The sequence below is a fragment of the Actinomycetospora sp. NBRC 106375 genome, from assembly GCF_030269665.1.
Lineage (GTDB): Bacteria > Actinomycetota > Actinomycetes > Mycobacteriales > Pseudonocardiaceae > Actinomycetospora.
This window is the reverse complement of sequence record NZ_BSTS01000020.1, coordinates 37153-51520: the sequence shown is the minus strand read 5'-3', so window position 1 is coordinate 51520 and position 14368 is coordinate 37153. Positions and strand designations below refer to the sequence as shown.

10 protein-coding genes and 1 tRNA gene are annotated in these 14368 nt (G+C 72.3%); 3 read left to right on the top strand and 8 right to left on the bottom strand.

What is annotated here, in order from left to right:
- Positions 1-189: 189 nt before the first annotated feature.
- From QSK03_RS26650 to QSK03_RS26640, 3 genes are all read left to right on the top strand, one after another.
- Entirely contained in the window at positions 190-1383 is a 1194-nt protein-coding gene (locus QSK03_RS26650; protein WP_285658393.1) for a Tm-1-like ATP-binding domain-containing protein, read from the top strand.
- The gene (locus tag QSK03_RS26645) at positions 1380-2225 is read left to right on the top strand and encodes a phosphoenolpyruvate hydrolase family protein (protein WP_285658391.1); all 846 of its coding nucleotides are present in this window, start codon (positions 1380-1382) and stop codon (positions 2223-2225) included. The genes QSK03_RS26650 and QSK03_RS26645 overlap by 4 nt, the downstream gene beginning before the upstream one ends.
- 355 nt (positions 2226-2580) lie before the next feature.
- Positions 2581-2985 (top strand): histone-like nucleoid-structuring protein Lsr2, encoded by a 405-nt coding sequence (locus QSK03_RS26640; RefSeq protein ID WP_285658390.1) that lies wholly within the window; start codon positions 2581-2583, stop codon positions 2983-2985.
- 73 nt (positions 2986-3058) lie between these two features.
- Here QSK03_RS26640 and QSK03_RS26635 read toward each other — a convergent pair.
- The 8 genes from QSK03_RS26635 to dnaN all read right to left on the bottom strand — a co-directional run bounded on the left by QSK03_RS26635 (position 3059) and on the right by dnaN (position 13546).
- Positions 3059-3135, bottom strand: a tRNA-Ile gene (locus tag QSK03_RS26635).
- A 59-nt stretch (positions 3136-3194) separates the two neighbouring features.
- On the bottom strand, positions 3195-4331 hold the full coding sequence (locus tag QSK03_RS33470) for a DUF3566 domain-containing protein (RefSeq protein ID WP_502872224.1): 1137 nt from the start codon (positions 4329-4331) through the stop codon (positions 3195-3197).
- 49 nt (positions 4332-4380) lie between these two features.
- Positions 4381-6897 (bottom strand): DNA gyrase subunit A, encoded by a 2517-nt coding sequence (gene gyrA, locus QSK03_RS26625; RefSeq protein ID WP_285658388.1) that lies wholly within the window; start codon positions 6895-6897, stop codon positions 4381-4383.
- 199 nt (positions 6898-7096) lie between these two features.
- On the bottom strand, positions 7097-9118 hold the full coding sequence (gene gyrB, locus QSK03_RS26620; protein WP_285658386.1) for a DNA topoisomerase (ATP-hydrolyzing) subunit B: 2022 nt from the start codon (positions 9116-9118) through the stop codon (positions 7097-7099).
- A gap of 241 nt (positions 9119-9359) precedes the next feature.
- Complete coding sequence (locus tag QSK03_RS26615) at positions 9360-9908, bottom strand: DciA family protein (RefSeq protein ID WP_285658385.1); 549 nt, start codon at positions 9906-9908, stop codon at positions 9360-9362.
- Positions 9909-10086: 178 nt separating this feature from the next.
- On the bottom strand, positions 10087-11265 hold the full coding sequence (gene recF, locus QSK03_RS26610) for a DNA replication/repair protein RecF (protein WP_285658384.1): 1179 nt from the start codon (positions 11263-11265) through the stop codon (positions 10087-10089).
- Between the two features lie 40 nt (positions 11266-11305).
- A complete protein-coding gene (gene gnd, locus QSK03_RS26605; RefSeq protein WP_285658382.1) occupies positions 11306-12217 on the bottom strand; it encodes a phosphogluconate dehydrogenase (NAD(+)-dependent, decarboxylating) in 912 nt (303 codons plus the stop codon).
- 84 nt (positions 12218-12301) lie between these two features.
- Entirely contained in the window at positions 12302-13546 is a 1245-nt protein-coding gene (dnaN, locus tag QSK03_RS26600; protein WP_285658380.1) for a DNA polymerase III subunit beta, read from the bottom strand.
- Between the last annotated feature and the right edge of the window lie 822 nt (positions 13547-14368).

Sequence of the window (14368 nt, the reverse complement as noted above, 5' to 3'; positions counted from 1 at the left end):
CACTCGCGGCCGCCCCGGCCCCTCACACCGCCGGACCTCCGGTGATCGAAGTACGGATACGGACGCTCAGCGTCCGTGACGGCACTTCGCTGACACGCGCGGAGCCCGTGATCGTCGGAGGGCCTCGCGCCGGGCGGGGCGGGGGCGGTAGGACTCACCCGGACGACGGCGTCGAGGACAGGAGCGGCGATGGGCTCGACCGGCCGTGCCTACGTGGTGGGCACGTTCGACACGAAAGGGGAGGAGCTGCGCTACGTCGCTGACCTCCTGCGGGACGCGGGTCACGCGGTGACGACGGTCGACGTCGGCACCAACGACCCCGACGCGAGCACCGCCGACGTCGGGCCGCGCGAGGTGGCCGGCGCCGAGGCGTTCACGGGCGACCGCGGCAGCTCGGTCTCGGCGATGAGCGCGGCGCTCGAAGGGTGGCTCCCGGCGCGGGACGACGTCGCGGGTGTGATCGCGCTCGGCGGCTCCGGCGGCACGGCGCTCGTGACACCGGCCCTGCAGCGCCTGCCGGTCGGGCTGCCGAAGGTCGTCGTCTCGACGGTCGCGTCCGGCAACGTCGCCCCGTACGTGGGGTCGGTCGACCTGACGCTCATGTACTCGGTCACCGACGTCGCCGGCCTCAACCGAATCAGCCGCCGGGTGCTCGGCAACGCCGCGCACGCGCTCGGCGGGATGATCGCGACGGAGCCGCCCGCCGCGCAGGACAAGCCGGCGCTGGGCCTGACGATGTTCGGCGTCACGACGCCGTGCGTCACGGCCGTCACCGAGGCCGTCGCCGAGCAGTGGGACTGCCTCGTCTTCCACGCGACCGGTACCGGCGGGCGGGCGATGGAGAAGCTCGTCGACGACGGGCTGATCCAGGCCGTCGTCGACGTGAGCACCACCGAGATCGCCGACATGGTCGTGGGCGGGGTCATGGCGGCCACCGAGGACCGCCTCGGGGCCGTCGCGCGCACGGGCGTGCCGTGGGTCGGGTCGGTGGGCGCGCTCGACATGGTCAACTTCGGGGCGCCGGACACCGTCCCCGAGCAGTTCCGCGGGCGGACCCTCTACGAGCACAACGCGCAGGTGACGCTGATGCGCACCACCCCCGACGAGTGCCGGGCCGCGGCGGGGTTCCTCGCCGACCGCCTCAACGCCTGCCCGGGCCCGGTGCGCCTGGTCCTGCCGATGGGCGGCGTCTCGGCCCTGGACGCGCCCGGCATGCCCTTCGCCGACCCCGACGCCGACGCCGCGCTCGTCGACACGCTGCGCGAGAGGTTCCGCGCCGACGACACCCACCGGATCGTCGAGAGCCCGCACCACGTCAACGACCCCGAGTTCGCGGCCGCCCTCGTCGCCGCGCTCGGGGAGATCACCGGAGGACGCCCGTGACCCGTGCCGAGATCCTCGAGCGCCTGCGCGCCAAGGTCGACCGGGGCGAGCCGATCGTCGGCGGCGGCGCCGGTACCGGCCTGTCCGCCCGCTGCGAGGAGGAGGGCGGGATCGACCTCATCGTCATCTACAATTCCGGGCGATACCGCATGGCGGGACGCGGATCCCTCGCGGGGCTGCTCGCGTACGGCAACGCCAACGACATCGTCGTCGAGATGGCACGCGAGGTCATCCCCGTCGTCCGACACACCCCGGTGCTCGCCGGCGTGAACGGCACCGATCCCTTCCTGCTCCGTCCCCGGTTCCTCCGCGAGCTCCGAGATCTCGGGTTCGCCGGGGTGCAGAACTTTCCGACCGTCGGCCTCATCGACGGCACCTTTCGGGTGAATCTCGAGGAGACCGGGATGGGCTTCGATCGTGAGGTCGAACTCATCGCCGCGGCCCACGGCGAGGATCTGCTCACGACGCCGTACGTGTTCTCCGCCGACGACGCCCGCGCGATGACCGAGGCCGGTGCCGACATCGTGGTGTGCCACATGGGACTCACGACCGGCGGATCGATCGGCGCCCAGACCGCGAAATCGCTGGCGGACTGCGTCGATCTCGTGGACGAGTGGGCGGCCGCGGCGCTCGAGGTGCGTGACGACGTCCTCGTCCTCGTCCACGGCGGCCCGGTCTCGTCGCCCGACGACGCGGCGTTCGTGCTGTCCAGGACGCGGACGTGCCACGGCTTCTACGGCGCCAGCAGCATGGAACGACTCCCCACCGAGCAGGCCCTGACCGCGACCACCCGGGCGTTCGTCCAGCTCCGCCCGGAATCCGGCCCGCAGGACTCGCGCTGAGACGGCGAGCATGAGCCGCACGGCGCACGTGCGGGAACTCACCCGCGCCGACCGACCACGCGATCCCATTCGCCGTTTCCGGGGCGCGGGGCGACGGCGCATGTCGTTCCGATGACCTCGACGGGTGAAAGCGCTGTCAGCTCGTCGACGCCGAACGGCTCAGTGCGTTCTGCAAAGGTGGCGTGTTCGGCGGCCGGCGCGAGGGCCTGGTGGCGTATTCGTCCTCGGCAGCGTGACGCTCACAGCACGAAACGGGTCCGGTGCGAACACCCCGTCATTTCTTTGCTAATCTCGCGTTGCAACGAATAGACGGCACCTCATCGGTTCGATGATGTAGTGAGGAGTCACGCCCGCCATGGCCCAGAAGACCATCGTCACCCTGGTCGACGACCTGACCGGGGAGGAGGCCGAGGACATCACCACTGTCGAGTTCGCACTCGACGGCGTGACCTACGAGATCGACCTCGACGACAAGAACAGCGCGAAGCTGCGCGACGCGCTGGCCGAGTACGTGGCCGCGGCCCGCCGCACCGGCGGTCGGCGCTCCTCGGGCGGCCGTCGCCGCTCCGGCGCCGGCACGGGCACCCCGAGGGCCACCTCGCCCGGCGGCTACGACCGCGAGACCTCGAAGCAGATCCGCGAGTGGGCCAAGGCCCAGGGGTTCGAGGTGTCCGACCGCGGCCGCGTGCCCAACAACGTCGTGGAGGCGTGGGAGGCCCAGCGCAAGGGCTCCGAGCACGCCGCGACGTTCTCGGGCTGACCCGGCCCACGCACGACGACGGCCCCGGAGCGCGATGCTCCGGGGCCGTTCGTGTCGGTGGGGTGCACCGTAGTGGTGGGCCCAGCTGGATTTGAACCAGCGACCTCGTCGTTATCAGCGACGCGCTCTAACCAACTGAGCTATGGGCCCCAGCGAGGTGCGGGCGCCACGGTACCCGACGGTCACCCCGCGACTCGCACCCGGCTCCCCTACTCGCGCTCGCTCAACGTCACCTCGATACCGCCTGCGACGTCGGCGGAGATGTTGTAGATGAACGCCGACACGCTCGCGAGCGCGGTGAACAAGATGATGTTGACGACGCCGATCACGGCCGCCACGCCGAAGACGCCGCCGGCGGTGATGAGCTCGCCGCCGCCCCCGGCGTCGGACGTGAGGTCCTGGTAGGTGCCGTTGAGCTGCGCCCAGACACCCATGCCGTCGAGGACCGCGTAGAGCACGCCGACGGCGAACATCCACACGAAGAAGAGCGCCACACCCAGCACGAGCGCGAGCTTCAGCACCGACCACGGGTCGAAGCGCCGCACCTGCAGGCTGGCCCGCCGAGGCGCCTTCCCGCTGCGCGGCCGGGCCGCCGCGAGCTCGGCGACGTCGTCGGGCTCGCGCCGGTCCTCGGCCTCGCGGTGGCGCAGGCCGAGCTGCTCGGGCGAGAGCTGGTTGGTCGGGGCATCGATGCCCGAGGCACCCGGTCCCGGGCCGGCCTCGCCGGTGCCGCCGGGACGCGCGGTGCCACCCGACGGCGCCGTCCGCGCCGCGACGGGGATACCGCCCGACGGCGGGCCGACGTTCGGGCCGCCCTGGGGGCCCGGGCCCCCGGGCCGCGGGAACGGGCCCGACGGCGGGTGTGCCCCACCGGGACCACCGGGACCACCGGGACCACCCGGCCCGCCCGGACCGGGACGCGGCTGGCCGCCCGCGGGGGTCGGCGGACCGGCCGGTCGACCACCCGCGGGCAGGGGACCGGACGGCGGGCCGACGGCCGTACCGCCGCGCTGCCACGGCGGCGGCGGACCGACCGGGCCGCTGCCCGAGCCGGACTCGGCGTCACCGTGGCCGTTGCCGTTGGCGGCACCCGTCGAGCCGGCCGACGACGTCTCCGCCGTTCGGCCGCCCTCGGCGGTGTCCTCGACGGCGGGCACCTTCGTGGTCGAGCTCGTCGCGTCGGCGCCCTCCGTCGCCTCGGCCGAGGCCGCGGCGTCAGCGGGTTCCTCCGTGCTCGTCCGCGTCCCGCCGGGGCCCGACCTCTCCGACTCCTCGGGTCGAGCTCCGCGCTTCGTCTCCTGCGACGTCGCGGAGCTCGGCTCGTCGGGCTTGCTCGGTGTGCTCACGGAACTCGTCTCGTCGGTCGGTGACGGGGGACGGACCGGTCAGGGCCGGTCAGGGCTGGGGCTGCGAGGAGGTCGAGCCACCGGCGTCGGGATCGGCAGCCTCCTCGGCGTTGCGGGCGATCGCGAGCAGCGTGCCACCCTCACCGAGGTTCATCAGGCGCACGCCCTTGGTCTGGCGCCCGGCCTTGCGGACCGACTTGGCCGTCGTCCGGATCACCCCGCCGCTCTCGGTGATGGCGTACAGCTCGTCGTCGAGCTCGACGATGAGGGCGCCCACGAGCGTGCCGCGCCGGCGGTCGTACTGCAGCGTCAGCACGCCCTTGCCGCCGCGGCCCTGCACCGGGTACTCCTCGATCGGCGTCCGCTTCGCGTACCCGCCGCCGGTGGCGACCAGCAGGAACGTCCCGGCACGCACGACGCCGAGCGAGAGCAGCTCGTCACCGCTGTTGAACCGCATGCCGGTGACACCGGAGGTGGCCCGGCCCATCGGGCGCAGGGCCTCGTCGGTGGCCGAGAACCGGATCGACTGGCCCTCGGCGGACACCAGCAGCAGGTCGTCGTCGGCGGAGCACAGCACGGCACCGACGAGCTCGTCGTTGTCGCGCAGGTTGATGCCGATGAGGCCGCCCGAGCGGTTGGAGTCGAAGTCCTGCAGGCGCGACTTCTTCACCAGACCGGCCTTCGTCGCGAGCACCAGGTACGGCGCCGCGTCGTAGTCCTTGATCTGCATGACCTGCGCGATCTGCTCCTCGGGCTGGAACGCGAGGAGGTTGGCCACGTGCTGGCCGCGCGCGTTGCGCGTCGCCTCGGGCAGCTCGTAGGCCTTGGCCCGGTACACGCGGCCCTTGTTGGTGAAGAACAGCAGCCAGTCGTGCGTGGAGCACACGAAGAAGTGGGAGACGATGTCGTCCTGCTTGAGCGTCGCGCCCTGGACGCCGCGACCGCCCCGCTTCTGGGTGCGGTAGAGGTCGGTCTTGGTGCGCTTCGCGTAGCCGGTGCGCGTGATCGTCACGACGACATCCTCGACCGCGATGAGGTCGGCGTCGGCGACCTCGCCGTCGTAGCCGACGAGACGGGTCATGCGGTCGTCGCCGTGCTTCTCGACGATCTCGCCGAGCTCGTCGCGGACGATCTGACGCTGCCTCTCCGGGCGGGCCAGGATGTCCTCGAGGTCGCGGATGGTCTCCTCGATCTCGGCCAGCTCGTCGATGATCTTCTGGCGCTCGAGGGCGGCCAGACGACGCAGCTGCATGTCGAGGATTGCCTGCGCCTGGATCTCGTCGATCTCCAGCAGGTCGATCAGGCCGGCGCGCGCGACGTCGACGGTCTCCGACGCTCGGATCAGGGCGATGACCTCGTCGAGCGCGTCGAGCGCCTTGACCAGACCGCGCAGGATGTGGGCCCGCTCCTCGGCCTTGCGCAGGCGGTAGCGGGTGCGCCGGACGATGACGTCGATCTGGTGGCGGATCCAGTGCCGGATCATCTGGTCGAGCCGCAAGGTGCGCGGCACGCCGTCGACGATCGAGAGCATGTTGACGCCGAAGCTGTACTGCAGCTGCGTGTGCTTGTAGAGGTTGTTCAGCACGACCTTCGCGACGGCGTCGCGGCGCAGCGTGATGACGATCCGGCGGCCCACGCGGTCCGACGACTCGTCGTTGATCTCGGCGATGCCCTGGATGCGCCCGTCGCGCACCAGCGTCGCGATCGACTCGATGAGCGAGTCCGGGTTGACCTGGTAGGGCAGCTCGGTGACGACGAGGATCGTGCGCCCCTTGGCGTCCTCCTCGGCCTCGACCACCGCGCGCATGCGGATCGAGCCGCGGCCGGTGCGGTAGGCCGACTCGATGCCGTCGGTGCCGACGACGAGCCCCGCCGTGGGGAAGTCCGGGCCCTTCACCCGCGCCATGAGCGCCTCGAGGGTCTCCTCCTCGGAGGCCTCGGGGTTGTCCAGCGCCCACATCGCGCCGTCGGCGACCTCGCGCAGGTTGTGCGGCGGGATGTTCGTCGCCATGCCCACCGCGATGCCGGCGGAGCCGTTGACGAGCAGGTTCGGGATGCGGCTCGGCAGGACGGCCGGCTCCTGCGTGCGGCCGTCGTAGTTGTCGACGAAGTCGACGGTCTCCTCGTCGATGTCGGCGAGCATCGACATCGCGAGCGGGGTGAGCCGGCATTCGGTGTATCTCATTGCTGCAGCCGGGTCATTGCCCGGGCTGCCGAAGTTGCCCTGCCCGTCGATCAGCGGGTAGCGCATCGACCACGGCTGCGCGAGGCGCACGAGCGCGTCGTAGATCGCCGAGTCGCCGTGGGGGTGGTAGTTCCCCATGACGTCGCCGACGACGCGGGCGCACTTGACGTAGCTGCGGTCGGGCCGGAAGCCCGAGTCGTACATCGAGTACAGGACCCGTCGGTGGACCGGCTTCAGCCCGTCCTCGACCAGGGGCAGCGCGCGACCCACGATGACCGACATCGCGTAGTCGATGTAGGAGCGCTGCATCTCCTGCTGGATGTCGACCGGCTCGATGCGGTCGCCGGACCCTCCACCGGGAGGCAGGGTCGTCTCGGTCACGCGGTTCTCACCCTCCTGGCGCTCCTCGCGGGGCGCCGGACGCCGTCGATCCTATCGGGGCCGGGGGTGCTCTCCCGGCTCCCCCGGACGGCCCGTCGCGGCGTGTCCACGCCGGTCAGCGCACCGGTCCGGGTGCGGGACGGAGGCCGTGTTCCTCGGTGTTCCACGGGAAACGCGCACCTCCGTCCCTCGACCTCGACTACACGTCGAGGAACCGCACGTCCTTGGCGTTGCGGGTGATGAAGGAACGGCGGGACTCGACGTCCTCGCCCATCAGCACGCTGAACAGCTCGTCGGCGGTCGCGGCGTCGTCGAGCGTCACCTGCATCATCTGGCGCGTGTCGGGATCCATCGTGGTCTCCCAGAGCTCCTTGGCGTTCATCTCGCCGAGGCCCTTGTAGCGCTGAATGCCCTCATCCTTATTGATCTTCTTTCCGGCCGCCCGACCGGCCTCGAGCAGCCCGTCCCGCTCGCGGTCGGAGTAGGCGAACTCCGGCTCCGCGCCGCGACCGCTCCACTTGATCTTGTAGAGCGGCGGCATCGCGAGGAACACGTGGCCGTTCTCGACCAGCGGCCGCATGAAGCGGAACAGCAGGGTCAGCAGCAGCGTGCGGATGTGCTGGCCGTCGACGTCGGCGTCCGCCATCAGCACGATCTTGTGATAGCGCAGCTTCGTCAGGTCGAACTCGTCGTGGATGCCCGTGCCGAGCGCCGTGATGATCGACTGGACCTCGGTGTTCTTGAGGACGCGGTCGATCCGGGCCTTCTCGACGTTGATGATCTTCCCGCGGATCGGGAGGATCGCCTGGAACATCGAGTCGCGGCCGGACTTCGCCGAACCGCCCGCCGAGTCGCCCTCGACGATGTAGACCTCGCTGCGCTCCGGGTCGTTGCTGCGGCAATCGGCGAGCTTGCCCGGCAGGCCGCCCAGGTCGCCGGCCGTCTTGCGGCGCACGAGCTCGCGGGCCTTGCGGGCGGCCATGCGGGCCTGGGCCGAGCCGACCGCCTTGTTGATGATGGTCTTGGCCTCGGCCGGGTTGGCCTCGAACCAGTCGCCGAGGTACTCGTTGCAGACCTTCTGGACGAACGAGCGGACCTCGGTGTTGCCCAGCTTGGTCTTCGTCTGGCCCTCGAACTGCGGCTCGGCCACCTTCACCGAGACGATCGCGGCGAGACCCTCGCGGATGTCGTCACCGGTGAGCGCCGGGTCCTTGTCCTTGATGAGCTTCTTGTCGCGCGCGTAGCGGTTGACCGTCGCGGTGAGCGCCGAGCGGAAGCCCTCCTCGTGGGTGCCGCCCTCGGTGGTGTTGATCGTGTTGCAGAACGTGTAGACCGACTCGGAGTAGCCGGAGTTCCACTGCATCGCGACCTCGACCTGGTGGCCGGTGCCGTCGGCCTGGAACCCCACCGGCTTGCGGTGGATCGGGTCCTTCGCGTGGTTGATGTGGGCGACGAAGTCCTCGAGGCCGCCCGGGTAGTGGAACGTGCGCTCCGTGACGTTGGCGACGTAGCCCTCGGCGTCCGGGGAGTCGTCGAGACCCGCGCCGTCGGCGTCGGCGCTCTCCGGCTTGCGCTCGTCGCGCAGCACGATGGTCAGGCCCTTGTTCAGGAACGCCATCTCCTGGAGCCGGCGCGAGACCGTCTCGAAGTTGTAGGTCGTCGTCTCGAAGATCGTCGGGTCGGCCCAGAAGGTGATCGACGTCCCGGTCTTGCGGGTCTTGCCGCTCGCGACGAGCTGGCCGGGCACCGAGTGGTCGTAGTGCTGGGTCCAGATCTGGCCGTCGCGGTGGATCTCCACGTCGAGCGCGGTGGACAGCGCGTTCACGACGCTGATGCCGACGCCGTGCAGGCCGCCGGAGACGGCGTACGACTTGTCGTCGAACTTGCCGCCCGCGTGGAGCATCGTCAGCACCATCTCCACGGCCGGCTTCTTCTCCACCGGGTGCGTGTCGACCGGGATGCCGCGGCCGTCGTCGACCACCGAGATGCCGCCGTCGGCGAGGAGGTTCACGTGCACGTACGAGGCGTAGCCCGCCATCGCCTCGTCGACGGAGTTGTCGACGGCCTCCCAGATGAGGTGGTGCAGACCCCGCTCACCGGTGGAGCCGATGTACATGCCGGGCCGCTTGCGGACGGCCTCGAGGCCCTCGAGGACGGTGATGGACGAGGCGCTGTAGTCCCCGTTGTTCTTCTTCTGGGCCGAGTTCGGTGCGGCTGCCACGGGCTCCGGTGTCTCCCTCGCGTGGGCACGTGCCCGCGCGCGTGACGCGCGGGCGGAACATCTGCTTCCAGTCTACCGGGTCACCTGTCGCAGAACGGGCCGGGCACGCGGCTCAGCGCGTCACAGCGCCGCGAAATCGACGTCGGGAGGGTCCGACCGCCCGCGAGGGCCCCCCGACGACTCTCGTGACCGTCTCCGCGCGCCCTGAGAGCGTCGCTGACGTCCCCGGGCGAGTCGGTGCTCACCCGTACGTGTCCCGCGGTCCACGGCCGGAGACGTGCCGGGGGCCGCGCCGCCAGCTCGGCGCGGCCGGCCCGTGGATGCGCATGGACGTCACCACGCCGTCGCCCAGCCCGGAGGCGATGCGTGCCAGGAGCTGGCGCTGGAGCAGGCGCAGCTGGGTGGCCCAGGCGGTCGAGTCGGCCTGCACGGTGAGCACGCCGTCGCGCAGCGACTCGGGCCGCGCGTGCTCGGCGACCTCGGACCCGACGAGCTCGGCCCACCGCCCGAAGACGGCGCCGTCGGCGAGGCGCGGCGCCCAGCCCCGCTCCCCGGACAGCCGCGACGCGAGCCGCCCGAGGGTCTGGGGATCGCGGTCGTCGGCACCGGCGCCCGACCAGCCCCGGCGGCGCCCCCGGCCCAGCCCACCAGCGGTGCGCCGCCGGGGCTTCCGGACGCCCGCGGCGCCCTTCCCGCCACCGGCCGCGGCACGCCGCGCGGCGGTCGCGTCGCGGGCCGCGGCGAGGGCGTCGCGGGCGAGGTCGGCGCCCCGTCGCGGCGGCTCGGACACACCGGGTGACCCCGCTTCGGCGGTGCCCGAATCCTCCCGATCGGGGGTGTGGACAGGGCCGCCCGCGCCGCGTCCCTGCTCGGGGCCCGGATCCGGGGACGGACGATCGCCGCCAGCGGATCTGTCGGCCGAGTTGTCCACAGCATCCACAGGTCTGTCCCCAGAACCCCCCGCAACATCACGCGTCCGGCTCACCAGATCCACCCCCTGTCGACCGTAACGCCGCGGCCATCTCACGCACCGTGCCCGATTCGACCACGTATCGTGCTCCCTGCAGGTCGTCCGGGACATCGTCGTCCACGGCGGCGGTGACCAGCACCTGCTCGGCACGCACGGCGGTGCGCGCCAACGCGCGCCGGCGGCGGACGTCGAGCTCGGCGAACACGTCGTCGAGCACCAGGACCGGCTCGGACCCTTCGCCGCGCAGCAGCTCGAACCCGCCGAGGCGCAGCGCCAGCGCGAGGGACCACGACTCGCCGTGGCTCGCGTAGCCCTTGGCCGGCCCGTCCCCGAGGGTGAGCTCGAGGTCGTCGCGGTGGGGGCCGACGAGGCACACCCCCCGTTCGATCTCCTGGGGGCGCCGCCGGCGCATCTCGTCCAGCAGCATCTCCTCGACCGCCTCGGGCGGCGGCAGCTCGGTCTCCGGCGCGCCGAGCGCGTCCACGGCCTCCACCTTCGACCGGTAGCGCGCACCCACGGGCTCGGACTCCGGGGCGACCTCGGCGTACGCGTCGCGCACGTGCGGGGCCAGGGCCGCGGCGAGCTCGAGGCGGCCCGCGACGAGCACGCCGCCGGCCCGCGCGAGGTGGGCGTCCCACACGTCAAGGGTGCTCGTGTCGCCGCGGGCGTTCTTCGCGGTCTTGAGCAGCGCCGAGCGCTGGCGCAGCACCTTGTCGTAGTCCGCGCGCACCCCCGCCCAGCGCGGCGCCCGGGCCACCAGGAGGTCGTCGAGCAGGCGACGGCGCTCCGCGGGGTCGCCGCGGACCAGCGCGAGATCCTCGGGGGCGAACACCACCGTGCGCACGATGCCCAGCACCTCGCGGGGACTGCGCACCGGCGCCCGGTTGACCCGGGCGCGGTTGGCCTTCCCGCTCGCGATCTCGACCTGCACGGTGAGCTCGCGGCCCTCGTTGACCGCGACCGCGCGCACCGTCGCCGAGGACGCGCCGCGGCGGATGAGCGGCGCGTCGTTGGCGACCCGGTGGGACGACAGCGACGCGAGGTAGCCGACGGCCTCGACGAGGTTGGTCTTGCCCTGGCCGTTGGCCCCGACGAGCACCGAGACGCCGGGCGCGAACGTGAGGTCGGCCTGCTCCCAGGACCGGAAGTCGGTGACCGACAGCGCCCGGACGTACATCCGCTCCTCCCCGTCGCCGCGCTCGCCCGTCAGGGGGCCCTCAGCCCCCCGTGGGCGGCTCGTTGGCGGCGTCGCCGGCCTTGTGGGTGGCGTGCCCGCCGAACTGCGCCCGCAGGGCCGCCACCGCCTTCATCGCCGGCGAGTCGATCTGGCGCGAGGCGAACCGCGCGAACAGCGCCGCCGAGATCACCGGCGCGGGCACGGCGTGCACGATCGCCTCGTCCACCGTCCAGCGGCCCTCGCCGGAGTCCTCCGCGTACCCGGTGATCTGGTCGAGGTGCGGGTCGGCCTCGAGCGCGCGCACCATGAGGTCGAGCAGCCAGCTGCGCACCACCGTGCCGCGGCTCCAGGCCTTCATCACGGCGCCGACGTTGTCGACGGGACCGCCGGCGCTGAGAAGCTCGTAGCCCTCGGCGTAGGCCTGCATGAGGCCGTACTCGACACCGTTGTGGACCATCTTGGCGTAGTGCCCCGCGCCTACCGGGCCGGCGTGGACGAAGCCCTCCTCGCGCGGGCCCTCGGGCCGCAGGGCGTCGAAGACCGGCATCAGCCGCTCGATGTCGGTGGCGTCGCCACCGGCCATGAGCCCGTAGCCCTCGGTGCGGCCCCAGACGCCCCCGGAGACGCCGCAGTCGACGTAACGGACGCCGTGGCCGTCGAGCAGCTCGGCGTGCACGGTGTCGTCGGTGAACTTGCTGTTGCCGCCGTCGACGACGAGGTCGCCGCCCTCGAGCAGGTCGGCGAGGCTGCGTACCGTCGAGTCGGTGGCCGCTCCGGCCGGCACCATCAGCCAGACCGTGCGCGGTGCCGACAGGGCCTTGACGAGCTCCTCCAGCGACGCGACGTCGCCGGACCCGTCGTTGGCGTACCCCACGACCTCGTGACCGGCGGCGCGCAGCCGCTCGGCCATGTTGCCGCCCATGCGTCCGAGACCGACCATCCCCAGCTGCACGTCCGCGTTCCTCTCGTCAGGGCCTGCAGCGCCTCGCCCTCGTGTCGGGGCGCTCGTGTCGCGTGCCGGACGACCGGACCGGGCTCAGCCCGGGAGTCGGACCGGCATCAGGAGGTACAGATACCCGGGACGAGGATCGGGGAGATCATCGGCGTTGTCACCCGGGCCGGGCTCGACGGCCGTGGCGCCGCCGCCGGCGGGCTCGTCGGCGTCGGATCCCCCGCCGTCGCCGTCCGCGGACTCCCCGGACGGGGCGGCCGGGCGCAGCAGGGCCGGCCGGCTGGGCGTGGTGAACGACAGGTGCGCGTGGTCGGCACCCAGGGCTCCGAGGCCGTCGAGCAGGTAGCCGGGGTTGAACGCGATCGTCAGCGGCTCGCCGACGAACCGGCAGGAGAGCTCCTCCTCGGCGCTGCCCTCGTCGTCGCCGCCGGCGGTGAGCCGCAGCGTGTCGTCGCCGAACTCGAGACGCACCTGCGTGCCGCGCTCGGCGACCAGGGAGACGCGCTTGATGGCCTCGACCAGCGGGGCGATCTCGAGGACCGCCGCCGACGTGTGCTCCTTGGGCAGCAGCTGGCGGTAGCGCGGGAACTCCGCGTCGAGCAGGCGCGTCGTCGAGCGGCGGCCGCCGCCCGCGAGGCCGAGCAGGCCGTCGCCGCGGGCCAGCGCGAGCTCGATGCGCGAGCCGGAGGACGTGAGCGTCTTGGCCGCCTCGGAGAGCGTCTTCGCCGGGGCGAGCAGCGCGACCTCGCCGTTCTCGCCGCCGCCGGCGCTCTCGCCCGGCTCCCACGAGAACTCGCGGACCGCGAGCCGGAACCGGTCGGTGGCGGCGAGCGTCAGGGTCGAGCCGTCGATCTCGATGCGGATGCCGGTCAGCATCGGCAGCGTGTCGTCACGACCGGCGGCCACCGCGACCTGCGAGACGGCCTGGGCGAACACCTCGGGGGCGAGCGCACCGGCCACCGGAGGCATGTCGGGCAGCTGCGGGTAGTCCTCGGCCGACATGGTCGGGAGGCTGAACCGGGCGTTGCCGCAGGCGATCGTGGCGCGCGGGCCGTCGACCGTGACGTCCACCGGGTGCGGCGGGAGCGCCCGCGTGATGTCGGCGAGCAGGCGGCCGGAGACCAGCGCTCGGCCGGCGTCGCCGACCATGGCCGGCACCTCGACGCGCGCGGAAACCTCGTAGTCGAACCCGGACACCGTGAGCGTGCCGTCGCCCTCGGTGTCGAGCAGCACGCCGCCGAGCACCGGCACGGGAGCGCGGCTCGGGAGGCTGCGGGCGACGAAGGCCACGGCGTCGGCGAGCGCGTCTCGTTCGACGCGGAACTTCATCGCGGGTCCTCCCCCTGCTGACCGGTCCCTGCGGACTCGTGCTCCGCGGGCGGGGACGGACCCCGGTGCGGGTCCATCACGGTAGAGCCTGCCGGAGGGGTCCGACACTCCGGGCCCGATCTCGATTCGAGCCGATCGGGTACGCGGTCGGGGGCCGTCCGGCCACCTCGTCGACCCTTCCACATCACCTGTTCTTCAGGAGTTCTCTAGAAGAGAGAAAGACAGCAGTACCAGTAGGTCCTGTGCGTGGTGTGGATCGAGCCCGTCCGCGCTGGTGGGGCGGCCGGATCCCGTGTGGACACCTCGGCCCGGCCGGTGCCCGGATCCGGGGACAGCGCGGCGTGTCCGGTGGACGGCGGAGTGTTCTCCCTTGTCGTCCCGTGCATTTCCACCGTCGCCCGGCGTATGTCCACAGAGTTGTCCCCAGCTGTGGGTCGATCGGGAGTCGAACGACTGCGGTGTGCTACCGGGCTCGGTGTTCACCGACGGGCGCCGGCATCTCGTCGTCGAGGCGGTGCTCCAGTGGTCACGCTCGGTCGCTCGACGAGGCACTGGATCTCGACACAGCGTGATCAATCTGTGTCCGGAGCACCGGTCGTCGGTGCGGGCACCCGCGATCTCGGGAACCGGCGCACGGCGACGTTGCGGGACGGCGCGGGTGAGCGGAGCGAGGGCGTCCCTCGCTGCCTCCCACGCAGCCAGGGACGCCCTCGGTCCTCGTGCGGGGCCGCGTGCGCCGCACCGGGCGTCGCGGTGTGCGTCGCGGTGTGCGTCGCGGTGGGCGCGGTCGTCGCGAACGGGGACTTCGCGCGCATAGAAGCA